Here is a 21611-nt window from a genome sequence, read left to right as displayed (position 1 = left end):
GTTTACCGTCATTTGTATAAAGAAACTCGGCCTGAGCGTTCGAAACCGTTACCCTATGCAGCTGTTTTTTTGCATTTCTTCGAGGTAGCACCCGTGTTTTCCCAATTCGCCCTGCACGAACGCCTGCTCAAAGCCGTGGCCGAGCTGAAATTTGTCGAGCCAACGCCTGTGCAAGCCGCGGCCATCCCGCTGGCGCTCCAGGGGCGTGACCTGCGGGTGACGGCGCAAACCGGTAGCGGCAAAACCGCTGCATTCGTTTTGCCGATCCTCAACCGTCTGATCGGCCCGGCGAAAATCCGTGTCAGTATCAAGACCCTGATCCTGCTGCCGACCCGCGAACTGGCCCAGCAGACCTTGAAAGAAGTTGAACGCTTCTCGCAGTTCACTTTCATCAAGTCCGGCCTGATCACCGGCGGCGAAGACTTCAAGGTCCAGGCCGCGATGCTGCGCAAGGTGCCGGACATCCTGATCGGTACGCCGGGCCGGATGATTGAGCAGTTGAACGCCGGCAACCTCGACTTGAAAGAAGTTGAAGTACTGGTGCTCGACGAAGCCGACCGCATGCTCGACATGGGCTTCGCCGAAGACGTTCAGCGTCTGGTGGACGAATGCACCAACCGTCAGCAGACCATGCTGTTCTCCGCCACCACCGGTGGTTCGGGCCTGCGCGAGATGATCGCCAAGGTCCTGAACAACCCTGAGCACTTGCAGCTCAACGCGGTCAGCCAGTTGAACGACACCACCCGCCAGCAGATCATCACCGCTGACCACAACCAGCACAAAGAACAGATCGTCAACTGGCTGCTGGCCAACGAGACCTACCAGAAGGCCATCGTCTTCACCAATACCCGGGCCATGGCCGACCGTATCTACGGCCGCCTGGTGGCGCAGGAATACAAAGCGTTCGTGCTGCACGGCGAGAAAGACCAGAAGGATCGCAAACTGGCGATCGACCGTCTGAAGCAGGGCGGCGTGAAAATCCTCGTGGCCACCGACGTTGCCGCTCGCGGTCTGGACGTGGACGGCCTGGACCTGGTGATCAACTTCGACATGCCGCGCAGCGGCGACGAATACGTGCACCGCATCGGTCGTACCGGTCGCGCCGGTAACGATGGCCTGGCCATTTCGCTGATCTGCCACGGCGACTGGAACCTGATGTCGAGCATCGAACGCTACCTCAAGCAGAGCTTCGAGCGCCGCACCATCAAGGAAGTCAAAGGCACCTACGGCGGACCGAAAAAGGTCAAGGCCTCGGGCAAGGCCGTCGGCGTGAAGAAGAAAAAGACCGACGCCAAGGGCGACAAGAAGAAGACTGCCGCCAAGACCCCGACCAAGCGCAAGAGCGCCAACCGGCCCAAGAGCGATTCCCTGGTCAGCAAGGACGGCATGGCCCCGCTCAAGCGCCGCAAGCCGGAAGCGCCGGCGGCTGAGTAAGTCGTTGTAGATGGCCTGTGAAAAACCCGGACAGTGTCCGGGTTTTTTTATGCCTGGCGTTTATCAGCCTTCGGTTTTCTTCTCGGCGGACTCCAACTCCTTCAGGCGTTGATCGATCAACTGGCATTTATCCGGCAAGTCCTTGGCCGCCGTCCCCAAGTCCATCTTCTGCAATTCGTCGTTGATCTCCTTGGCCTTGGTCGGGTTTTGCTCGGTGAGCCTGGCCACTTCCCGGGCCAGTTGTTCGCGCTTGGCGGTGGCTTCATCAAGGGTGCAGGCCCAGGCGGGCAGGGCGCAGGTGAGGGCAGCGGCGAGAGTGAGCGTCTTCAGCAGTGGTTTCATGGGGGCGGGCCTCAGCTCCGGTCAAGGCGGGTTAACCGGTTGAGCGTTGGCCCCTGGGGAAAGTTCAGTCTGTGATTGCCGGGGCCCCTTCGCGGGTAAGCACACAGGTTTTGTGAGCGCCACAGGAACTGTGGGAGCGTGGCTTGCCCGCGAAGGCCGCGCCTCGCTGTCTGGGGCTAACCACCATGACAGCAGCTCGACTTCTCCTGTTCCTCATATTTGTCATGATGCCGGACCCACTCCATGATTTCTTCTTCGTTGCGCCCCTTGGGCGTCAGGTCGAGGTAGTTGTAGGCGCCGACCAGCATGTCCAGGCCCCGGGCATAGGTGGAGTAGGTATGGAAGATTTCGCCGGCGTCATTGCGATAAAACACGCTGAGACCGGGGAGTTCTTCCTCGGCGCCGTCGGTTTTTTCGTAGTTGTACGTAGCCTTTCCGGCGGCGACCTCTTCGGCTCGGGCACAGACGCCAAAGTCGTAGTTGAAATCGCATCCTGCCGAAGACACCCAGTCGAATTTCCAGCCCATGCGCCGTTTGAAGGCCTGGAATTCAGCGAACGGTGCGTGGGAAACCGCCACCACGGCCACGTCATGGTGGGCCAGGTGCTGGTTGGCGCCGTCGATGTGATCGCTCAGGTACGAGCAACCGGGGCAGCCCTCGTCCCAGCCCTCGGCGAACATGAAGTGGTAGATGACCAACTGGCTGCGCCCCCCGAACAGGTCCGCCAGTTTCAGTTCGCCATCGGGGCCCTGGAAGTGGTAGTCCTTGTCGATTTTTACCCAGGGCAGGGCGCGGCGTTCGGCGCTGAGCCTGTCTCTTTCCTTGGTGAAGGCTTTCTCGTGGGCCAGGTGCTGTTTGCGGGCGGCGAGCCATTCTTCCCGCGATACGACGGGATGGTTCTGAATGTTCATGTTGTTTTCTCCTGCGTGGGGCGGGGAGGTGACCTACACAGCCTAGTCGTTTGGCTTGCATGAAATTCGACATGCCGCCGGTCGGTCGTCTGCAAACGCCCGGCTGAACGGCGGCCGGGTGTACCGGTCACAACCTGTAAGGCCCGTTCAATTGCACGGGCATCAATCGAACGGGTACCGGAGGCTGAATCAGGATGACGACTTACAACTGGGACTTGATTGAGCGCTTGCTGCATGAAGTGCAAAACAGTGCGGGCCACAGTTTCACGCCGCGGCCCTACGCCGAACAGCATGCCGCGCAGAAGGCCGCGGAAGGCGAGCCGATTGAAAATCTTGATCACTTGAAAACGATGGCTGGCGAGTACGAAAAGTTGCTGCTGGCGCGTGGCTATATCGAGCCGCGACCGGAAGACGAAGGTGGCACGGGCACCAATTACATATTGACGGCACGGGGTTCGCGTTTGTTGAGCCTGATCGACAGCAGTATTCCCGGCAATGATCACCCGCGGCAGGTGCTGGACGAACAGGAGGATGCGCTGAATGAAGTAACGTTTGATGAGGTGGCGTCAAAGGCGCAGATTGCCTGACGTGGTGTGATCCCCTGTGGGAGCGAGCAGGCTCGCTCCCACATTGGTCTTGCGTTGTCCTCAGCTTTGTTTCGCTGCTTTCAGGCACTTCAGGTCGCTGAAGTCCTTCCTCACACCTTCAATTTTCTTCAGCAATCGTGCGCGCTGGTTCGGCGTGCTTTCGGCCATCAGATCCACGAACAGCGAACGTGCCTGGGCTTCGGTGTTGGCAAAGGCCTGTCGATAGGCGGGCGTCCACAAGCTCTCGCGATTGACCAGAAGTGTCTCGATGCGTTGTGGGAATTGCGGACTCTGGCGTTGCGCAATAGCCGCGCTGAACTGCTTTTGCCAATGGACCCGGTTGGCAAGCCACTGGGTGTTCTGCTCGCCCAGGGCGTTGGACCATGTGGCTACCCGCTGTTGCTGGGTAGTGCTCAGTGGCCCGAGCCAGTCGTTCAGGCGCTTCTCCATGCGCGCGCCGCGTTCCTTGATCTGCTGGTCGAGGGAAGGTTTGAGGTATTCCTGCTGGCGTTTGCGCTGGTCCTTGGCAAAGGCATCGTTCATTTCGGCGACCTGTTTATCATCCAGCCCTTGCAGCAACTCGATGGCTGACGGGGTGATTTCCCGCGCGGTTTCGGCGATCGCCTGTTCGGCTTCACGGGCGCGGGCCTGCAAGGCGGCATCGGTGATCTGGTTGGTGGCGATCATGGCTTGCAGGCGGTCCAGCCAGTCGAGGTAGCCGGGCAGTTGGGTGGTGCAGTGCCAGCTCAGGTGTTCCTTCAGGCGTTCGTCCAGCCAGCTTTTCTGCTCGCCGTTCATGTCCAGATAGTCGCTGAGCGTCCACGGGATGATCACATCGAGATTGCGGTAGGCCAGGCCCACGCGGCTGCACGCGCCGAGGGCGAGGGAAACGCTCAGCACAACGACGATATGTTTGAACCAGCGGGACATGGGCGAATCCTTGCGAAAGCCAGTCTTCGGGGTCTGATTCTCATGTGAACCCGGGAGGCGTCCGGCAGTTCAGTCGATCAATAGAACGCATGTTCGGCCTTGAGCGTCACCAGCCCGTCGCATTGGTTGTTGTGCCCGGCATAGGCCGAGCAACCGCTGCCGCTCAGGCTGGAGTCACTGTAGATCAGGTCGAGGTCGATGCCCATGAACGGTCGGGACAATTTCAGCGACCAATCGGTAAAGCTGCCTACATACCCGCCATCCACCGCCACTGGCGTATTGAATTGGTGGGTGGTGTATTTCAGGCTGATGCCGACACCGAACGGTTGATTGCCGCTCAAGTCAGCGAACAGGGTGTTGTTCTGCTTGTCCGGGTCATTGCTGAAGGCGATGCCGAAACGGCTGCCGAGCAAGGTCAGGCCGCCGAACAGTTCCTGGCTGGCAGGGGTCGTGACTTCGGGGTAGCTGTAGCGGATCAGGCCCACTTCGTAGCCGAGGGTTTGGTCGAAGGGTTGTTTAAAACCCATGTAGGAATCGATTTCGAGGTCTTTTCCCGGGCTGATGCCCATGCTGGGCGACCATTGGCCCACATAGAAACCGCTGTCGTGGCTCAGGTCCAGGCCGCCGTGGAACGAGCCGACGGCCGAAGGCTTGACCAGGCCCTGGGCCATGCTGCGGGTGGGGCTGGTGCCGAGCTTGAGGTCGAAGGCACCCAGTTCACGCTGAAAGATTTGTGCGTGTGCCACGGAGCAGGCCAGCAGGCCACCGAGCAATGCCGATAGATAGAAAGGTTTGAACATGCGTCACTCCATGAACAGCGAGGACAGGCGGGTGGGCCCGCTGAAACGCTTGATCCAGACGTGTGCAAGGATACCGGCGAATGATCGGCAATGAAGGCCGTTCGTCGATTTACAGAGAATTGAAGGAGTGGCGCGGGAGTATCGAGGGTTCCAGTCCAAGCGCTTCGAAGCTCAAAGCGCTTTGGGACCAGGTGACGCGAGGGGATTACTTTTTGCCCAGGGTGATCTGCTTGGACGGGCCGAACGTCTGGCCGCTGACGCCTTTGGCAATTTGCTGGATTTCACCGCCGGACTTGAGGAACGCAGCGATCTGGCTGTTGATCGATTCGCTGGTTTCGACGGCTGGAGCTGGCTTTGCTTTGCTGGTGGATGCTTTTACGCGCATGGCGGCCATTAACCTGTAGAAAATTAACTTGGCCAGGCATCGTACAGGAATTACCAGATAATTGCTTGGCAAATATCCCCTCGGTATATCCGTGAGGGCGGGGTAACCAGTCACCGGCCAATATTCGAAATATGCACCTAAGCCGCTGTTTTAACTAATAACATTGCCTGAAAAAATACCGCGTCACGCTTGCCTGGGCATGGCGTAAATGCCCGGATCGGCCTGACGAGCGGCCAGGCGCGGTATGAAACCCCGGGAAAATTAAGGGTTTCAGAGGATTTTCTCGCGCCACCGGGCCGGCTGCCGAACGCAGCGCTTAAAACCGGGTAGAATGCCGCCCACGCAATGAGGGTATTGGACATGGCTTTAGTCGGGCGTTACAACAGTTTGCAAGTGGTTAAACACACTAACTTCGGTTTATATCTGGACGGTGGCGCGGATGGCGAAATCCTTCTGCCTAATCGTTATATTCCAAAAGATATTCCTAGCGAAGATGAAGACTGGCTCAACGTTTTTATTTATCTGGACAGCGATGACAAACTCATCGCAACTACTGAAAAACCGAAAGTTCAAGTCGGTGAATTCGCCAGTTTGAAAGTTGTTGAAGTCAACAGCATCGGCGTATTCCTGGACTGGGGGTTGCCGAAAGACCTGTTGCTGCCGTTCTCCGAAGAGAAGCGTCAGATGACGGCGGGCGAGTATGTGGTTGTGCATGTCTATCTCGACAAGCACACCCGTCGCATCACCGCGACCGCGCGCCTGGACCGCTACCTGGACAAAACCCCGGCCAACTACACCGCGGGCCAGGAAGTGGATCTGCTGGTGGCCGAAGCCACGGACATGGGCTTCAAGGCCATCATCAACAACAAGCATTGGGGCCTGATCCACAAGAACGAAATCTTCAAGTTCATGCGCGCCGGTAAAGAAGAAAAGGGCTTCATCAAGGAAGTTCGCGCCGACGGCAAGATCAGCCTTAGCCTGCAGCCGGTCGGCCAGGAAGCGGCCACCAGCCTGAACTCGAAGATCCTCGCCAAGTTGCGCGAAAACAACGGCAGCCTGGCGGTGAGCGACAAGAGCGATCCGGCGTTGATCAGCAGCCTGTTCGGTGTCAGCAAGGGCAACTTCAAGAAGGCCATCGGTGCGTTGTACAAGAATGGCCAGATTGTCATTCATGCCGATCGCATTGAACTCAGTTGATGCGCTGACAATACAGAGGGCCAGGATGGCGCAGGCAGAGAAGTAGAGGTCTCTGGCAGGCGGCATTTTCTGGTCTTCTGGTCAATAATCGACAATATGATTCTTCGCCCCGGTGTTTTCTTTTCAACGAGAAGGCCGGGGCTTTGCTTTTACTGCCGAGTCTTTGCCATGGATTGTGTCTTCGAGGTGTTCCGGTGAGCGCCACCCGGCGCAGCGCCGACGGGTTTGCCCTGCAAGTGATGGTCGGGTTGTGCCTGGTCTGGGGCGTGCAGCAGGTGATGATCAAGTGGGCGGCGGCCGATATCGCGCCGGTGATGCAGGCGGCCGGACGTTCCGGTATGTCGGCGTTGCTGGTCGGGCTGCTGATCTGCTGGAAGGGCGGCTGGAACCAGGTGGGTGCAACCTGGCGCGGCGGTCTGTTGGCCGGTGCCTTGTTCGGCCTGGAGTTCTTCTTCATTTCCGAAGGCCTGCAACTGACCACGGCGGCGCACATGTCGGTGTTCCTCTACACGGCCCCGATCTTCACCGCATTGGGGGTGCACTGGTTGCTGCCCAGTGAGCGTTTGCGGCCGTTGCAATGGCTGGGGATTGTCCTGGCGTTTATCGGGATTGCGATTGCGTTTGCCGGTGGGGTGTCCTGGGACAACCTTGATTACCGCATGTTGATGGGCGATGCCCTGGGCGTGCTGGCGGGTGCCGCCTGGGGCGCGACCACGGTGGTGGTGCGCGCTTCGCGCCTGTCGGAAGCGCCGGTGACCCTGACGCTGTTCTATCAGTTGATTGTCGGCTTCTTCGGCCTGTTGTTGATTGCGCTGCTCAGCGGCCAGATCACCCATGTCAGCCTGACCAGCGTGGCGGTGGCCAGTGTGCTGTTTCAAGGCGTGGTCGTGTCGTTCTTCAGTTACCTGATCTGGTTCTGGCTGCTGCGCCGTTACCTGGCGGCCAACCTCGCGGTGTTTTCGTTCATGACGCCGTTGTTCGGCGTCACCTTCGGTGTGGTGCTGCTCGGCGAGGAACTGAGCCTGAACTTCGTCATCGGTGCCGTGCTGGTATTGGCGGGCATCACTTTTGTCAGCGCCGAACAGTGGTTGCGCCGTCGTTTGCGCAAAGCCCTCGGGCAGCACTGACCGGCGCGAGCAACAGACCGCCGGCGATCAACAGGCCGCAGCCGGCGACCACCAGTGCCGGCTGCAAACCACCACTGAAATGACTGCTCAGCGCCGCCAGCAATGGCCCGCTCAGTTGACCCACGGCAAAGCAGGCCGTCAGCAGGCCGGCATTGCGCTGGGTGGCGTGGGGCGCCAGTTCCCGGGAGCGTTGCATCACCAGTTGCATGCAGGCCAGGAACGGCGTGCCGCACAGGATCACACCCAATGCCAGGCCCGGCCCGTTGCCCAGCAGGCAGGCAAACACGCCAGCGGCTTGCAGCCATAACGTCGCCATCAACCAGTGCCCCGTGGCGCCGGATTTTTGCCGCCGCAGACTCACCAGCACCACGCCGGTTGCCGCCGCCAAACCAAAGCATGGCCAGAACAGGTCGGCCTGCCATTGGCCATGAAATTGCGCGTTGGCCATTTGCGACAAAAAGGTCGCCGGAATGATGTAGCCCAATCCGTACAAGGCGTAGATCCAGCCCAGACGAGCGATGCCTTGATTGCCCGACGTGCTGGCGCCGGGTGCCGCCGTCGCGGTGACACCCGGTTGTGGCAGGAACGGCAAGATCCCCAGCAACATCGTCAGCCCTGCGGCGGCGTACACCAGCCACAAGGTGGCGGACGTCTGGCCCAGCAGATTCGAGCCCAGGGCCAGCAGACCTGTCAGAAAAATCCCCAAACCCGGCCCGGCGAAGACCAGGGCACCGAGTCGAGGACGACCGGCCGCTGCCGCGAGTGGCTGGCTCAGGGCGGTAATCATCACCAGCACCCAGGCGCTGGCCACGCCGGTGCCGAAGCGCAGCAGCAGGTGCGACCAGAAACCATTGGCCCAGAACGACGCCAGGGTCAGCAGCACGCAGAGCCACAATCCGCCGAGCAAGCGCCGACGCACTTGCGCGGGACGCCGGGAAAACATGGCGTCCACCGCACCAATGAAATACCCGAGGTAGTTGGCGGCGGCAATCAGCCCGGCGGCGGTCAGGTCGATCTGGCCTTCGCTGAGCAGGTGCGGCAGTTGCGGTGTCAGGGCAAAACGGCCGATGCCCATGGCCATCATCAGGGCAACGAAACTGGCGGATAAGCGGATCAGGGGAGACATGGTCTGGATTCCGTTCAGAGGATCGATGACCGTCAGGCTAGGACTGATTGACTTTCTTTAAAAATGAATAATATTGAGTAACTTGTTCTTTTTTGGAGAATATCGTGGAGTTCAGCCAATTGCGCATCTTCCAGGCGGTGGCGGAGGAAGGGTCGATAACCCGTGCCGCCGAACGGCTGCATCGAGTGCCGTCGAACCTGTCGACCCGGCTCAAACAGCTGGAAGAGCAACTGGGCGTCGAACTGTTCCTGCGCGAACGTCAGCGTTTGCAGCTGTCGCCTGCGGGAAAAGTCTTGCTGGACTACACCGCCAGGCTGTTTGCCTTGCGCGACGAAGCCAGCGCGGCAGTGCAAGGCGGGCAACCGGCGGGCGACTTCGTACTCGGCACCATGTACAGCACGGCGGCGATTCACCTTCCGGGGCTATTGGCGCACTACCACCGTTTGTATCCGGCAGTGAACCTGCAAGTACAGTCCGGGCCCAGTGGTGAATTGCTCGAAGGCCTGCTCACCGGTCGACTTGATGCGGCGCTGGTGGATGGCCCCCTGGAACTGGCCGGGCTCGACGGGGTGCCCTTGTGCGACGAGCGCCTGGTGCTGATCAGCGAGGCCGACCATCCGCCCGTGCGCAGCGCGCTGGATGTGGAGGGGCGTTCGGTGTTCACCTTTCGCCAGGGCTGCTCCTACCGCATGCGCCTGGAGGCCTGGTTCGCCCATGACCATGCGGCCATGGGCCGGGCGATGGAGATCGAGTCTTACCCGGGGATGCTGGCATGCGTGATTGCTGGTTCCGGTGTAGCGCTGATGTCGGAGTCGATGCTCGCCAGTCTGCCAGGCCGTGAGAGTGTGGCCGTGCATCCGTTGGCCGAGCCGTTCGCCAGCGCTACTACCTGGCTGATGTGGCGCAAAGGCATGGTCGGGGCCAATCTGAACGCCTGGATCGAGCAGCAACAGCTGGTTTTTCCGCCGGCACGGGTAGGGTCACGGGAAATTGCCTGAACACAGGCTGATTGTGATGGATTCAGTAACAGATCATTGTGACTTTGCGCGAGCATTGCGTAGGACTTCGGACTATTATCTGTACGAAGGGGCTACAGAACTTTGGCCGCTCGGCACTACCCTGAAGGGGGCACCATGAAAGAGAAAATCCAAAACTGGCTGCATGACCTGGGTGTTGCACTGGGTTTGATCGAACCGCCTCTGCAACCCGTGCCAATTCGTACTGACGACGAACAACGTCGGCGCCAGCAGCGACGCCGGTAATGGCAGATAACATCTGACAGGTGAAAGGTTTCCTGTGGCGAGGGAGCAAGCTCCCTTGCCGCTTCGTGTACGTTTGATCACCCGCCTTAGTAGCGCTCGATCTCCAACAAAAACCGGCTTAAATCATTCGCCGTCCTGGCGGTCTTGAGCATCCGGTCTTCCTCCACCGTAAATGCCGTGACACCCAGTTCATCTTCCAGATGGAAGATCAGCTCTTCGATGTCTTTTTTATCCAATCCCAACTGCGCCAGGCTGGCGTTGTCGTCGAAGTCATCCCGACCTTCCAGCAGGCGGCTGATGTAGCGATGTACGACAGCACGAAGGGCAGCTTCTTTCATGATGGTTCTTCGAGGCGGTGGGTGTCGTTCTCCCTGCCGGTGCAGTTCCTGCCGTTGAGTACAGCAGGCTTTAGCCGTGTGAGCGCTGCCACTCGTCAATCATGCTGCGCAAATGTTCCCCGGAAAAACTGCCGAAATGCCCGCCGTGCACCGTGCGGATCGATAACGCGTGCAAGCGTCGCAGGCTGCGGGCGTAGTCATCGAGGTTGGAGTGGTAGGCGTCTTCGATCAGCGGGCCGTCGTAGATGATGTCGCCGCTGAACAAGGTCTCGGTGGCGGCTTCGTACAGGCAGATGCCACCCGGCGAGTGTCCCGGTGTGTGCACGACCTGCAACACCCGATTGCCCAGGTCCAGCACATCTCCGTCTTCGACAAAACCCGTCGCCGGTGCGGCCTTGACCCGGTACTCGGCGTAGCACAGCGGGCAATCGGGGTGCGCCTCGAACATGTCGTCGCCGACGAAGGCTTTGCTCAGGTCGTTGTCGCCATCGGGCGCGGCGAGAATGTCCGCCTCGGCCGGGTGCACCAGTCGTTCCGCGAATTCGTGATGGCCGGCGATGTGATCGAAATGGCAGTGGCTGGCCACGGCCACCAGCGGCCGTTCGGTGATCCACGGCAGTTGCTCGCGCAGACTGACCAGGCCCGAACCGCTGTCGAGCAGCAGGTCTTTGTCACGGCCCTGGATGTGCCAGAGGTTGCAGCGGTAGAAAGGCCGGATGTACGGCTCGTGGATCAAGCGGATGCCATCGCAGAGATGTTTGACTTCGAACCACTGATCGCGGCTGACGATCTTCATGTGCAGTTTCCTTCAGACGAAAAAAACGGGTGTGGCAAGTGGGCGTGTCCTCCCTTATTTCATGCGTCGCGCCGGATCTGATGTCGTGCAGGGCAAGGCGCGAGGAGCGTGGTTTGGTTGTTCCAAATAAGGTCCGAGCAACGCAGCCCTGCACGACATCAGATCCGGCCCTTCGGGTTGTGCCTAAAAGCGAGCTAGGCTGTGTTGCAGTCCTTGGCAAGGAAACGACCCTTACCTACGGACTGCGCCTTGCCTAGCTCGCTTTTAGGCGCAACGCGGCGCATGAAATAAGGGAGGACACGCCCGTGCCACACCCGTCGAAGAAAGCATCAAGTCGTTATGTACAGCTTAGGCAGCGTTGGCCTCAGTCACCGGGCGAGGGGACAGCAGGCTGACCAGCACGAAGCTCACCAGGCTTACGCCGAGGCTGAAGTAGATCGGCGAGTTGGCATCCATTCCGTCCTTGAACATGAATATCAGGGCGGTAATAAAGCCCAATGCCATGGCGGCGATTGCACCGGCCGTGGTGGCGCGTTTCCAGAAGATCGCACCCATCAGCGGGATCAGCATGCCGCCTACCAGCAGGTTGTAGGCCAGAGTCAGCGCGCTGATGACGTCATTCACCACCAATGCGATGCCCAGCACGACAATGCCGGTCAGCAGGGTGAACAAGCGGTTGGTAGCAATGTTCGACTCTTTACCACCGCGCAGCTTTGGCAGCAGGTCTTCGGTCAAGGTGGTGGACGCGGCCAGCAAGCCGGCGCTGGCGGTGGACATCATGGCCGCCAGGGCCGCAGCGATCACCAGGCCACGGATGCCGTCCGGCAGCGAGACTTTGACGATAGCGGCGAAGGCGTTGTTGACGTTGTCCAGGTCCGGGATCAGCACGTGTGCAGCCATACCGATCAGTGCGCAAACCAGGCCGTAGATGATGCAGTAGATACCGGCCGAAGTACCGGCGTACTTCGCCACTTTTTCGCTTTTGGCGGTGAACACCCGTTGCCAGATGTCCTGACCGATCAGGATGCCGAAGAAGTAAATCATGAAGTAGGTGATGATGGTGTCCCAGCCAATGCTGGTGAAGCTGAAGCTGGCGGCCGGCAATTGCGCGACCAGTTGATCCCAGCCACCCACGCGGAACAGGCAGATCGGCAGAAGCAGGAACATCAGGCCGACGGTCTGGATACCGAACTGCACAATATCGGTCAGGGTCAGCGACCACATGCCGCCGATGGTCGAGTAGATGACGACGATACCGCCACCCACCAGTACCGAGACCCAGAATGGCAGGTCGAACAGCACTTGCAGTACGGTGCCGATGGCCAGGATTGAAACCACGCCGATCATCAGGGCGTAGGCCAGCATGATAGTCGCGCTGGCGGTGCGGGCCATTGGGTTATAGCGTTTTTCCAGCACCTGGGTGACGGTGAACACTTTCAGTTTCAGCAAAGGTTTGGCGAGGAACAGGTTCAGCGCGATGATCCCGCAACCCAGTGCGGCGCAGAGCCAGAAACCGGAGATGCCGTGCACGTAGCCCAGACGCACGGTGCCCACGGTGGATGCACCGCCGAGGACGGTGGCGGCCATAGTGCCCATGTACAGGCTCGGGCCGAGGTTACGACCGGCGACCAGGTAGTCCTCGTGGGTCTTGGCCTTGCGCATGCCGTAGTAGCCGAGTATCAGCATTGCGGCGGCGTAGATGAGTACGACGAATAAATCCAAAGCCATTATGGCGTGTCTCCGATTGTCTTTTTTATGGTGGAACAAAGATGGTTCTGTGGGCTAGGTCTCTGTGGGAGCGAGCCTGCTCGCGATTGCGATTTGTCAGTCACATCAATGTCGGATGTGCCGCAGTCATCGCGAGCAGGCTCGCTCCCACAGGTGGATCTGTGTCAGGCGGGCTGACGTAGTTCAGGCTTTGCCATGGTGCTTGCGCCCTTGCTGCGAGAATCGTTCGGACCGAACACTGCGCTCGACTCCGGGAACAGGCTCAGCAGCGCCAGGTACACCAGCGAGGCCAGGCCCAGGGTCACCGGCAGGCTGATGTCGATACCACCGGCCATTTCGCCCAGCGGCCCGACAAACTGACCCGGCAGGTTCACGAAGCACAGGCCGACGGCCGCGCTCGGGATCCAGGCGCCCAGGCCACGCCAGTTCCAGCCGTGGGTGAACCAGTAGCGGCCACCTTTCTCGCCGCGGGTGAACACTTGCAGGTCATCCGGGCAGTAGAAACCGCGACGCACCAGCAGGCCGATGATCATGATCACCATCCACGGGGTGGTGCAGGTGATGATCAGCACGGCGAAGGTCGACACGCTCTGCACCAGGTTGGCCGCGAAGCGCCCGATGAAGATGAAGGCAATCGACATCACACCGATCAGCAGCGTGGCCTTGACCCGCGACAGCACCCGTGGGAATACGCTGGACATGTCCAGGCCGGTGCCATAGAGCGAAGTGGTACCAGTGGACATGCCACCAATCACCGCGATCAGGCACACCGGCAGGAAGAACCAGCTCGGTGATACCGCGAGCAGGCCGCCGACATAGTTGTTGGCCACGATGTAGTCCGGTGCCTTGACCGCTACGATGGTGGCGGTGACGAGGCCGAACAGGAACGGGATGAAGGTTGCGATCTGCGAAATCACCACCGCCGCCATGATGCGGCGCTTGGAGGTGTCACGCGGAATGTAGCGCGACCAGTCGCCGAGGAACGCACCGAAGGAAATCGGGTTGCTCATGGCTACCAGCGCAGCGCCGATGAACGCCGCCCAGAAACCGGGTTGGCCCATGTTGACGGTGCCGGCGTAGTTCACATCGAAGGGACCGGCGAAGGCGAAGGCGCCCAGCAGGAACAACAGGCTGGCACTCCACACCGCGATCTTGTTGACCCACAGCAGGAAGCGGAAGCCATAGATGCACACGGTCAGTACCAGGATCGCGAACAGACCGTAGGCCAGGCCCAGGGTCAGGTCGGTTTCCGGCAGGCCGATCAGGCGTTTGGCACCACCGATCAGCGCATCCCCCGAACTCCACACCGAGAGCGAGAAGAAGGCGATGGCGGTCAACAGCGACAGGAACGAACCGACGATCCGCCCGTGCACGCCGAAGTGCGCACCGGACGACACGGCGTTGTTGGTGCCGTTGATCGGGCCGAACAGGCCCATTGGCGCGAGGATCAGCGAACCCAGCAATACGCCCAGCACAATCGCCCAGACGCCCGCCTGGAAAGACAGGCCGAACAGTACCGGGAAGCTGCCGAGGACGGCGGTTGCAAAGGTGTTGGAACCACCGAAGATCATCCGGAACAAGTCCGTCGGGCCTGCGGTGCGTTCGCTGTCCGGGATCTGTTCGACCCCGTGGGTTTCAATTTGCGTAAGGCTTTGGTCGTTGTTGTTGTTATTCATGATCAGCTCCGATCATAAAGGCGCGCTCATCGTGCGTGAGCGTCACCTGTGTTGGCTAAGGGGTTGGCAGCCCTTCCGGCATCGCGGACAAATGTTCGTGGCAGGCCAGCCATAGGCCTTGTTGTTCTTGGCCAGACGCTTGTTTCTTGAAAACAATCGTCTCGCGCTCCTGGCTGAAGTGTTGCTCCCCTTGCATGCGCAACTCGGTGGCGACGTCATGGATGAAAATCGCCACGTCACCCAGCAGGCTGACGAAAGCGTTGCTTGAGGTGCACGAGAGCACCTCGAAGCCATCCTCGGCGCGCCAGCTGTCCCACATCGCCTGATAGGCGTCGCGCGACAGCAGGGGCTGTTCGAGGGTGTAGAAGACGAAGCTGGCTTCAAAGCTGAATGCGCCGAAGTAGGCTTCGCGATCGTTACGGGCAAAAGCGGACACCAGATCGGCGGCGGCTTTCAAGACCTGATCACGTTCATTCATGACCAATCCTCAGCGGTGGACTACGCCAGGCAGTACGCAGAGCATTTCGTACAGCAGGTTGGCGGCCAGCAGCGAGGTGTTACCGGTGGTGTCGTAAGCGGGGGAGACTTCTACCAGATCGCAACCGACCAGGTCGAGGCCTTGGCAGCCACGAACGATCTCGATTGCCTGAATGGTCGTCAGACCGCCGATTTCCGGGGTGCCGGTGCCAGGCGCCCAGGCCGGGTCAATGCCGTCGATGTCGAAGCTGAGGTAAACAGGACCGCCGCCGACTTTCTCGCGAACTTCAGCCATCAAGGGCTCCAGCGATTTGTGCCAGCACTCTTCGGCCTGAACCACACGGAAGCCCTGGTTGCGGCTCCAGTTGAAGTCGTCAGCGGTGTAGCCCTGGGCGCGCAGGCCTATCTGCACGACACGGTCCGGGTCCAGCAGGCCTTCTTCGACGGCGCGGCGGAAGGTGGTGCCGTGGGCGATCTTCTCGCCGAACATGTGATCGTTCACATCGGCGTGAGCGTCGATGTGCACCAGGCCGACCTTGCCGTGCTTTTTATGGATGGCACGCAGGATCGGCAGGGTGATGGTGTGGTCGCCGCCCAGGGTCAGGGGGATCACGTTGTGTTCGAGGATGTCGTCGTAGGCTTCTTCGATGATGCGTACGGCGTCCAGCAGGTTGAAGGTGTTGATCGCCACGTCGCCGATGTCGGCAACCGACAGCGAGTCGAACGGCGCAGCACCGGTGGCCATGTTGTAAGGACGGATCATCACCGATTCGGTGCGGATGTCGCGAGGCCCGAAGCGGGTGCCGGGGCGCAGCGAGGTACCGATGTCCAACGGCACGCCAACGAAGGCAGCGTCCAGGCCGGCAGCGGTATTCAAATGGGGGAGTCGCATCATGGTGGCGATGCCGCCGAAGCGCGGCATTTCGTTGCCGCCCAGTGGTTGGTGAAGAATCTTGTCCACGGGTAGGGCCTCATCGTCGTTGTTTTATTTATTGGTTTGCGCCGTTCACGGGAGTACGGACGAACCTTGTGGCGCCGATTCTGCGAAATGTAGTGCCCGGGAAGAATCGCTACGGGCAAATACTTAGTTCAGATTTTTCTAAACTAATGACTGGGACAGCGATAGACTTCCCTCCATACGCAAAACCCGATGCCAGGAGCAAACCCTGTGGGAGCGAGCCTGCTCGCGATGGCGGCGGGTCAGACAACATTGATGCTGATTGTCATGGCCTCATCGCGAGCAGGCTCGCTCCCACAAGGTTCTCTATTGATTCGAGTACTACGTGTCACCCCGAGACCGGAGCATTCCATGGCCAACGCTTTACCCGACCTGAAACTATTGCGCATCTTCGTCAGCGTGGTGCGCCATCAGGGGTTCGCCAACGCCCAGCAGGAGCTCAATCTCTCGACGTCGGCCATCAGCACCTACATGAGCCAGCTCGAAGCAGCCCTCGGCCTGGTGCTCTGCCATCGCGGCCGTGGCGGTTTCAGCCTGACCAGCAAGGGCGAGCTGTTCCATCAGGAAACCCTGCGTCTGTTGGGCGAACTCGAAGGCTTCGAGCAGTACGCCGCCGCCCTCAAGGGCGAGTTGCGCGGTACCTTGAACCTGGGGGTGATCGACTCCACCGTCAGCGACAAGGCCCTGCCGTTCGCCGAAGCCATCGGCGCCTACAGCCAGGAACACCCGGCCGTGCATTTGCACCTGTCGGTGATGAGCCCTTACGAATTGCAACTCGGCGTGCAGGACAACCGCCTCGACCTGGCCATCGGCGCGTTTTCCACGCGCATGAGCGGCCTGGTGTACATGCCGCTGTACCGTGAACAACACTGGTTGTATTGCAGCACGCGGCATCCGCTGTTCAACGAGCGGCGCATCCCCGAGCAAGTCATCACCCAGCAACGCATGGTCGGTCGTGGCTATTGGAGCCAGGCCGAACTGGCGCGCCACGGCTTCAAGCACAGCGCCGCGACAGTAGAAAGTATGGAGGCCCAATTGATTCTGGTGCTGTCCGGCGCCTACATCGGCTACCTGCCGGAGCACTACGCCCAGGCCTGGGCCGACAAGGGGGACTTGCGGGTGTTGCTGCCGGCGACCTTCGGTTATCAGGCGCCGTTCTCGATGATCGTGCGTCGGGGCCGTAGCCGCGAGCCGCTGATCCAGACCTTCCGTGATCTGCTCAAAGCACAACTGAATCAGGCGTAAAGACGATGTCCAGAATTCAATGTCCGCGTTGCCTGCGCCCGCAAACTCATTGTCTGTGCCCGTTGATTCCCAACCTCGACAGCCGCACCCGGGTGCTGTTGTTGCAGCATCCGAGCGAAGTGAACCATGCGCTGAATACGGCGCGGTTGGCGGCGTTGGGCTTGAACAATGCCGAGTTGATCGTGGGCGAAGTGTTCGAGGATTTGCCGACGTTGTTGAATCAACCGGGGCATCGGGCGCGGTTGCTGTTTCCCGGCGAAGATGCCCAACCGATGCAGGCTTGTGCCGCGACAGACGAACCCTTGCTGCTGGTGGTCCCCGACGGCACCTGGCGCAAGGCGCGCAAGATACTGCACCTCAATCCGCTGCTGGCGGCATTGCCGAGGGTGACGCTGGCCGAAGGCGGTGTGTCCCGTTATCGACTGCGCAAGGCGCCGGGGCCGGGGGCGTTGTCGACGGTGGAGGCGATTGTGCAGGCGCTGGAAATCCTCGAAGCGCCGGCGATGTTTACGCCGTTGCTGAAGCCGTTCGAGGCGTTGATCGAGGGGCAGATTGCGGCGATGGGGGAGGAGGTTTACCAGCGTAACCATGGGTCAAAATAGTCGGTGCCTGTCAGGGCCCCATCGCGAGCAGGCTCGCTCCCACATTGGTTCTTCGGCGAACACAACTTTTGTAACCACCGAAAATCCCCTGTGGGAGCGAGCCTGCTCGCGATGGCGGTGGAACAATCACAGAAGATCTTGAATAGTGACTACCGCTCCCGCATCGCCTCGGTCCGCGCTTTCAACACCGGTTTAAGCAAGTAATCCAGCACCGTTTTCTCCCCGGTAATAATATCCACCGTCGCCACCATCCCCGGGATGATCAGCAGCGGTTTCACATCCCCGCCCAAATGGTTTTTGTCGGTACGCACCTGAATCAGATAGAAACTGTTGCCCTTGTCGTCGGTGATGGTGTCGGCGCCGATCAGTTCCAGCTTGGCGCTCAGGCCGCCGTAAATGGTGTAGTCGTAGGCACTGAACTTGACCATGGCTTTCTGGCCAGGATGCAGGAATGCGACGTCCTGTGGCCGCACTTTGGCTTCGATCAGCAGGTTGTCTTCCAGTGGTACGATTTCCACCATGTCACTGCCGGGCTGGACCACGCCGCCGATGGTGTTGACCTTCAACACCTTGATGATGCCGTGCACCGGCGAGACCACCGTGGTACGTGTCACGCGGTCGTCGATGGCAATGCTCGATGCCGTGATTTTCGACAGGTCGGTGCGTTTCTCGTTCAGCTCTTTGGCGGCTTCCGAGCGGAAGGTTTGCTCCGACTCGTCGATCTTGCTTTTGATCTCTTCGATCGCCGACTCGGCCCGGGGAATCGCCAGGGTGGTGGCGTTCAAGGAACCGCGAATCTCCACGGCGCTGCGTTTGAGCCGCAGGATTTCCACCGGTGATACCGCACCCGTGCCCACCAGCGGTGTGGACATGTTCATCTCTTGTTGCAGCAGCGCCAGGCTGGAGCTGAACTGCCCCTGTTTCGAGCGGAACTCCGCCAGCTCCTGGGTTTTTTGCCGAAGTTGCTCGGTCAGGGTGCGCTGTTCGCTGGCCAGTCGCCGTTGCCGTTGTTCGTACAGCGAGCGCTCGTCTTCAGCCACTTGCGGGGCCTTGGCGATCACCTCTTCCGACAGCTTGAACGGCCGGCCTTCGGCTTCGGCCGAAAGCCGTTCGACCTGCGCGGTCAAGGCATAGCGATCGGCTTCGCTTTCGCCCTTGTTCGACAGGTAGCGGGTGTCATCCAGGCGCAGCAAGGTATCGCCCTTGTTCACCATTTGTCCTTCACGGACGAAAATTTCAGTGACGATGCCACCCTCCAGGTTCTGGATCACCTGGACCTTGCTCGAGGGAATCGCCTTGCCTTCGCCCATGGTCACTTCCTGCAACACGGCGAATTTGGCCCAGACCACTGCGCTGACCAGCAGCGCGGCCGCCAGCCACACGGTGATGCGCGACCAGCGCGGTGAGTCCTGCAACGAGGCGCCGGCGGTTTCCGGCATGAACTCGGTTTCGGCGCTTTTGTTGAAACTGTCGAAGTAGCCACGGGATCCTTGATCGGCAGACATGGGCGACTCCTAGACGGCCGCAGAGCCGACACGGCCCTTGCGCAGTGCATCGATGACCGCTTCCTTCGGACCGTCGGCGACGATCCGTCCGTTGTCCAGCACCACCAGCCGATCCACCAGGCTTAGCATCGAGGTTCGGTGGGTCACCAGCAGGATGGTTTTGCCCTGGACCCAGCCGTGAAGTTTTTGCCGAAGGATGTCTTCGCTGCTGTTGTCCATAGCGCTGGTGGGCTCGTCGAGCAGCATGATGGGCGGGTCGAGCAACATCGCCCGGGCCATCAATACGGCCTGGCGCTGGCCGCCGGACAGCAGTTGCCCGCGTTCGCCCACGGGCCGGTCGAAGCCTTGCGGGTGTTGCCGGGCCAGTTCGGTCACGCCGGTCATTTCCGCCACTTCGAGCATGCGTGAGTCGCTGATGTAGCGCGCGCCGAGGGTCAGGTTGTCGCGCAGGCTGCCGGCCAGAAGCGGCAGGTCGTGGGCGACGTAACCGATTTGATGGCGCAGGTCGGCGACGTCCAGTTGCCGCAGGTCCAGGCCATCGAGCAGCAGCTGGCCTTCATCCGGTTCGTAGAAGCCCATCACCAGTCGCGCCAGGGTGCTTTTGCCCGAGCCGCTGCGGCCGATGATTCCGATGCGCTCGCCGGGTTTCACACTGAAGCTGACATTGGCCAGGGCAGGAGAATTCTGACCGTTGTAGTGGAAGGTCACGCCGACGACATCCAGCGCGCCTTGCAGTTGGGTGCGCTCCAGCGGCCGCTGTTTGACGTCGCGTTCCTGGGGCAGGCCCATCAGCGCGTCGGTACTTTTCATGGTCAGTTGCGCTTGCTGGTAGCGGGTGATCAGGCCGGCGATCTGCCCCAGTGGCGCCAGTACCCGGCTGCCGAGCATGTAGCTGGCCACCAGGGCACCGACGCTGAGGTTGCCGGCGATGATGCTGTAGACCCCGGCGACGATGGTGGCCATGCCGGACAGTTGCTGGATGAACAGCGTGCCGTTGGTGGCCAGGGCCGAGAGGTTGCGCGCGTGGCTGTCGAGGCGGGTGAGGGCGCCGTGGGTGCTTTCCCATTTGTGCTGGCGTTCGCTTTCAGCGCTGCAGGCCTTGAGGGTTTCCAGGCCGCTGAGGGTTTCGATTAACAGCGCCTGGCGTTCGGCGCCGAGGCTGAGGCTTTTCTGCACGGTATCGCGCAGGCGCACCTGGATCACCATGGCGAAGATGATGGTGACGGGAAACGCCAGTATCGGGATCACCACCAGCCAGCCACCGAGCAGCCCGATCACCAGCAGCATCAGCAGGCAGAAGGGCAGGTCGATCAGGCTGGTGAGGGTTACGGCGGTGAGAAATTCCCGCAGGCCCTGGAAGTCATGAATGCTTTGGGCGAAACCACCGATGGTCGCCGGTCGCGCTTTCATCGCCATGCCGGTGATGCGCTCGAACAGGGTGGCCGACAGGATCACATCGGTTTTCTTGCCGGCGGTATCGAGCAAGTGCGCGCGCACGACCCGCAGCACCAGTTCGAAGGCGGTGCCGATCAGCAAGCCGATCGCCAGCACCCACAAGGTCGAAGTGGCCTGGTTCGGCACCACGCGATCATAGGTTTGCATCACGAACAACGGCACCATCAGGCCCAACAGGTTGATCAGGAAACTCGCCAGGATCGCATCGCTGTAGAGCCATTTCGACAGCTTCAGCGTGTCGCGGAACCAGGCATGGACCCGAGGCACCAGGGGCGAGCGCAAGTCTTCGAGTTCGTGGCGTGGCCGCGCAAACAACGCCTGGCCACTGTAGTGTCCGGCCAGCTCCTCGGGGCTGAGCCATTGTTCGCCGCCGTCGGCTTCGCAGGGCAGGATCAGCACCTTGCCGTCCTCGCCATAACGGCGCAGGACGGCCGTGCGGCCGTTGTTAAGCAACAGCAATACGGGCAAGTTGAGCGCGGAGATATCTTTGAGGTCACGGCGCAGCAAGCGTGCCTGCAAACCGGCCCGGGCCGCTGCACGGGGCAGCAGGTCCAGGCTCAGGCGTTGGTGTGCCATGGGCAGCCCGGCACTGAGGCTGGCGCGACTGACCGTCGCGCCGTGGAGTTTGCAGAGGATCAACAGACCGTCCAGAAGCGGGTCATCGAAGCTCAGGCGCGGATCGACACCGGTGTTGCCGGGTTCCATGCTGGTCATTGAACCCTCCCGGGCA

Annotated in this window: 22 protein-coding genes; 8 read left to right on the top strand and 14 right to left on the bottom strand. The window is 60.5% G+C overall.

The annotated features are described in order from the left end of the window. Window positions 1-93: 93 nt before the first annotated feature. Window positions 94-1434 (top strand): DEAD/DEAH box helicase, encoded by a 1341-nt coding sequence (locus BSF44_RS17745; protein ID WP_007972492.1) that lies wholly within the window; start codon window positions 94-96, stop codon window positions 1432-1434. A 63-nt stretch (window positions 1435-1497) separates the two neighbouring features. Here BSF44_RS17745 and BSF44_RS17740 read toward each other — a convergent pair whose 3' ends face one another. Both BSF44_RS17740 and BSF44_RS17735 read right to left on the bottom strand, forming a co-directional pair. Further along, entirely contained in the window at window positions 1498-1776 is a 279-nt protein-coding gene (locus BSF44_RS17740; RefSeq protein ID WP_095944606.1) for a hypothetical protein, read from the bottom strand. A 176-nt stretch (window positions 1777-1952) separates the two neighbouring features. Beyond that, window positions 1953-2687 carry a thioredoxin family protein gene (locus BSF44_RS17735; protein ID WP_095944605.1) on the bottom strand — a complete coding sequence of 245 codons (735 nt, stop codon included), beginning with the start codon at window positions 2685-2687 and terminating at the stop codon, window positions 1953-1955. 194 nt (window positions 2688-2881) lie between these two features. Between BSF44_RS17735 and BSF44_RS17730 the strand changes: the two genes are divergently transcribed. Further along, window positions 2882-3274 carry a transcriptional regulator gene (locus BSF44_RS17730; RefSeq protein WP_095944604.1) on the top strand — a complete coding sequence of 131 codons (393 nt, stop codon included), beginning with the start codon at window positions 2882-2884 and terminating at the stop codon, window positions 3272-3274. A 60-nt stretch (window positions 3275-3334) separates the two neighbouring features. On the opposite strand, the gene BSF44_RS17725 is transcribed toward BSF44_RS17730, so the two are convergent. From BSF44_RS17725 to BSF44_RS17715, 3 genes are all read right to left on the bottom strand, one after another. Next, window positions 3335-4204: a DUF6279 family lipoprotein gene (locus BSF44_RS17725; RefSeq protein WP_095944603.1), complete on the bottom strand. Its 870-nt coding sequence runs from the start codon at window positions 4202-4204 to the stop codon at window positions 3335-3337. 77 nt (window positions 4205-4281) lie between these two features. Then, on the bottom strand, window positions 4282-5004 hold the full coding sequence (locus tag BSF44_RS17720) for a TorF family putative porin (protein WP_095944602.1): 723 nt from the start codon (window positions 5002-5004) through the stop codon (window positions 4282-4284). Window positions 5005-5209: 205 nt separating this feature from the next. After that, the gene (locus BSF44_RS17715; RefSeq protein ID WP_015096330.1) at window positions 5210-5398 is read right to left on the bottom strand and encodes a hypothetical protein; all 189 of its coding nucleotides are present in this window, start codon (window positions 5396-5398) and stop codon (window positions 5210-5212) included. Between the two features lie 351 nt (window positions 5399-5749). On the opposite strand from BSF44_RS17715, the gene BSF44_RS17710 reads away from it, so the two are divergent. Further along, window positions 5750-6586, top strand: a complete 837-nt coding sequence (locus BSF44_RS17710) for a S1 RNA-binding domain-containing protein (protein WP_095944601.1) — start codon at window positions 5750-5752, stop codon at window positions 6584-6586. Window positions 6587-6780: 194 nt separating this feature from the next. Then, window positions 6781-7713 (top strand): DMT family transporter, encoded by a 933-nt coding sequence (locus tag BSF44_RS17705; RefSeq protein ID WP_095944600.1) that lies wholly within the window; start codon window positions 6781-6783, stop codon window positions 7711-7713. Here the strand turns inward: BSF44_RS17705 and BSF44_RS17700 are convergent. After that, window positions 7658-8839, bottom strand: coding sequence for an MFS transporter (locus BSF44_RS17700; RefSeq protein WP_095944599.1), 1182 nt, complete (start codon window positions 8837-8839; stop codon window positions 7658-7660). The genes BSF44_RS17705 and BSF44_RS17700 overlap by 56 nt on opposite strands. A gap of 104 nt (window positions 8840-8943) precedes the next feature. Here BSF44_RS17700 and BSF44_RS17695 point away from each other — a divergent pair, with 104 nt between their 5' ends. Both BSF44_RS17695 and BSF44_RS30740 read left to right on the top strand, forming a co-directional pair. After that, window positions 8944-9837 (top strand): LysR family transcriptional regulator, encoded by an 894-nt coding sequence (locus BSF44_RS17695; protein WP_095944598.1) that lies wholly within the window; start codon window positions 8944-8946, stop codon window positions 9835-9837. Between the two features lie 135 nt (window positions 9838-9972). Further along, window positions 9973-10101 (top strand): PA1414 family protein, encoded by a 129-nt coding sequence (locus BSF44_RS30740; protein WP_007914492.1) that lies wholly within the window; start codon window positions 9973-9975, stop codon window positions 10099-10101. Between the two features lie 86 nt (window positions 10102-10187). Here BSF44_RS30740 and BSF44_RS17690 read toward each other — a convergent pair whose 3' ends face one another. From BSF44_RS17690 to speB, 6 genes are all read right to left on the bottom strand, one after another. Then, window positions 10188-10439 (bottom strand): phosphopantetheine-containing protein, encoded by a 252-nt coding sequence (locus tag BSF44_RS17690; RefSeq protein ID WP_095944597.1) that lies wholly within the window; start codon window positions 10437-10439, stop codon window positions 10188-10190. A 70-nt stretch (window positions 10440-10509) separates the two neighbouring features. Further along, entirely contained in the window at window positions 10510-11235 is a 726-nt protein-coding gene (locus tag BSF44_RS17685) for an MBL fold metallo-hydrolase (RefSeq protein ID WP_095944596.1), read from the bottom strand. Between the two features lie 348 nt (window positions 11236-11583). Then, window positions 11584-12963, bottom strand: a complete 1380-nt coding sequence (locus BSF44_RS17680; protein ID WP_095944595.1) for a sodium:solute symporter — start codon at window positions 12961-12963, stop codon at window positions 11584-11586. A 164-nt stretch (window positions 12964-13127) separates the two neighbouring features. Then, complete coding sequence (locus BSF44_RS17675; RefSeq protein ID WP_095944594.1) at window positions 13128-14639, bottom strand: cytosine permease; 1512 nt, start codon at window positions 14637-14639, stop codon at window positions 13128-13130. 55 nt (window positions 14640-14694) lie between these two features. Then, entirely contained in the window at window positions 14695-15117 is a 423-nt protein-coding gene (locus BSF44_RS17670; RefSeq protein WP_095944593.1) for a nuclear transport factor 2 family protein, read from the bottom strand. 9 nt (window positions 15118-15126) lie between these two features. Continuing rightward, the gene (gene speB / locus BSF44_RS17665; protein WP_008018246.1) at window positions 15127-16077 is read right to left on the bottom strand and encodes an agmatinase; all 951 of its coding nucleotides are present in this window, start codon (window positions 16075-16077) and stop codon (window positions 15127-15129) included. A gap of 348 nt (window positions 16078-16425) precedes the next feature. Between speB and BSF44_RS17660 the strand changes: the two genes are divergently transcribed. Together BSF44_RS17660 and BSF44_RS17655 are read left to right on the top strand one after the other, a co-directional pair. Next, window positions 16426-17319, top strand: coding sequence for a LysR family transcriptional regulator (locus tag BSF44_RS17660; protein ID WP_007972518.1), 894 nt, complete (start codon window positions 16426-16428; stop codon window positions 17317-17319). A gap of 5 nt (window positions 17320-17324) precedes the next feature. Then, entirely contained in the window at window positions 17325-17921 is a 597-nt protein-coding gene (locus tag BSF44_RS17655) for a tRNA-uridine aminocarboxypropyltransferase (protein WP_095944592.1), read from the top strand. Between the two features lie 149 nt (window positions 17922-18070). On the opposite strand, the gene BSF44_RS17650 is transcribed toward BSF44_RS17655, so the two are convergent. After that, on the bottom strand, window positions 18071-19426 hold the full coding sequence (locus BSF44_RS17650; protein WP_095944591.1) for an HlyD family type I secretion periplasmic adaptor subunit: 1356 nt from the start codon (window positions 19424-19426) through the stop codon (window positions 18071-18073). A gap of 9 nt (window positions 19427-19435) precedes the next feature. Next, the gene (locus tag BSF44_RS17645) at window positions 19436-21595 is read right to left on the bottom strand and encodes a type I secretion system permease/ATPase (protein ID WP_095944590.1); all 2160 of its coding nucleotides are present in this window, start codon (window positions 21593-21595) and stop codon (window positions 19436-19438) included. Window positions 21596-21611: the final 16 nt, after the last annotated feature.

Source organism: Pseudomonas sp. ACN8, assembly GCF_002303925.1.
In the GTDB taxonomy this organism is placed as follows: Bacteria; Pseudomonadota; Gammaproteobacteria; order Pseudomonadales; family Pseudomonadaceae; genus Aquipseudomonas.
Note: the sequence above shows the minus strand (reverse complement) of the source record. Positions and strands in the feature narration are given on the sequence as shown.

Bases quoted from the DNA above. Each gene is read 5' to 3' on its own strand.
- BSF44_RS17735 (WP_095944605.1), bottom strand. From the start codon at position 2,687: ATGAACATTCAGAACCATCCCGTCGTATCGCGGGAAGAATGGCTCGCC.
- BSF44_RS17685 (WP_095944596.1), bottom strand. From the start codon at position 11,235: ATGAAGATCGTCAGCCGCGATCAGTGGTTCGAAGTCAAACATCTCTGC.
- BSF44_RS17675 (WP_095944594.1), bottom strand. From the start codon at position 14,639: ATGAATAACAACAACAACGACCAAAGCCTTACGCAAATTGAAACCCAC.
- BSF44_RS17655 (WP_095944592.1), top strand. From the start codon at position 17,325: ATGTCCAGAATTCAATGTCCGCGTTGCCTGCGCCCGCAAACTCATTGT.
- BSF44_RS17670 (WP_095944593.1), bottom strand. From the start codon at position 15,117: ATGAATGAACGTGATCAGGTCTTGAAAGCCGCCGCCGATCTGGTGTCC.
- BSF44_RS17690 (WP_095944597.1), bottom strand. From the start codon at position 10,439: ATGAAAGAAGCTGCCCTTCGTGCTGTCGTACATCGCTACATCAGCCGC.
- BSF44_RS17720 (WP_095944602.1), bottom strand. From the start codon at position 5,004: ATGTTCAAACCTTTCTATCTATCGGCATTGCTCGGTGGCCTGCTGGCC.
- BSF44_RS17680 (WP_095944595.1), bottom strand. From the start codon at position 12,963: ATGGCTTTGGATTTATTCGTCGTACTCATCTACGCCGCCGCAATGCTG.
- BSF44_RS30740 (WP_007914492.1), top strand. From the start codon at position 9,973: ATGAAAGAGAAAATCCAAAACTGGCTGCATGACCTGGGTGTTGCACTG.
- BSF44_RS17700 (WP_095944599.1), bottom strand. From the start codon at position 8,839: ATGTCTCCCCTGATCCGCTTATCCGCCAGTTTCGTTGCCCTGATGATG.
- BSF44_RS17660 (WP_007972518.1), top strand. From the start codon at position 16,426: ATGGCCAACGCTTTACCCGACCTGAAACTATTGCGCATCTTCGTCAGC.
- BSF44_RS17645 (WP_095944590.1), bottom strand. From the start codon at position 21,595: ATGACCAGCATGGAACCCGGCAACACCGGTGTCGATCCGCGCCTGAGC.
- BSF44_RS17730 (WP_095944604.1), top strand. From the start codon at position 2,882: ATGACGACTTACAACTGGGACTTGATTGAGCGCTTGCTGCATGAAGTG.
- BSF44_RS17740 (WP_095944606.1), bottom strand. From the start codon at position 1,776: ATGAAACCACTGCTGAAGACGCTCACTCTCGCCGCTGCCCTCACCTGC.
- BSF44_RS17650 (WP_095944591.1), bottom strand. From the start codon at position 19,426: ATGTCTGCCGATCAAGGATCCCGTGGCTACTTCGACAGTTTCAACAAA.
- BSF44_RS17710 (WP_095944601.1), top strand. From the start codon at position 5,750: ATGGCTTTAGTCGGGCGTTACAACAGTTTGCAAGTGGTTAAACACACT.
- BSF44_RS17725 (WP_095944603.1), bottom strand. From the start codon at position 4,204: ATGTCCCGCTGGTTCAAACATATCGTCGTTGTGCTGAGCGTTTCCCTC.
- BSF44_RS17715 (WP_015096330.1), bottom strand. From the start codon at position 5,398: ATGGCCGCCATGCGCGTAAAAGCATCCACCAGCAAAGCAAAGCCAGCT.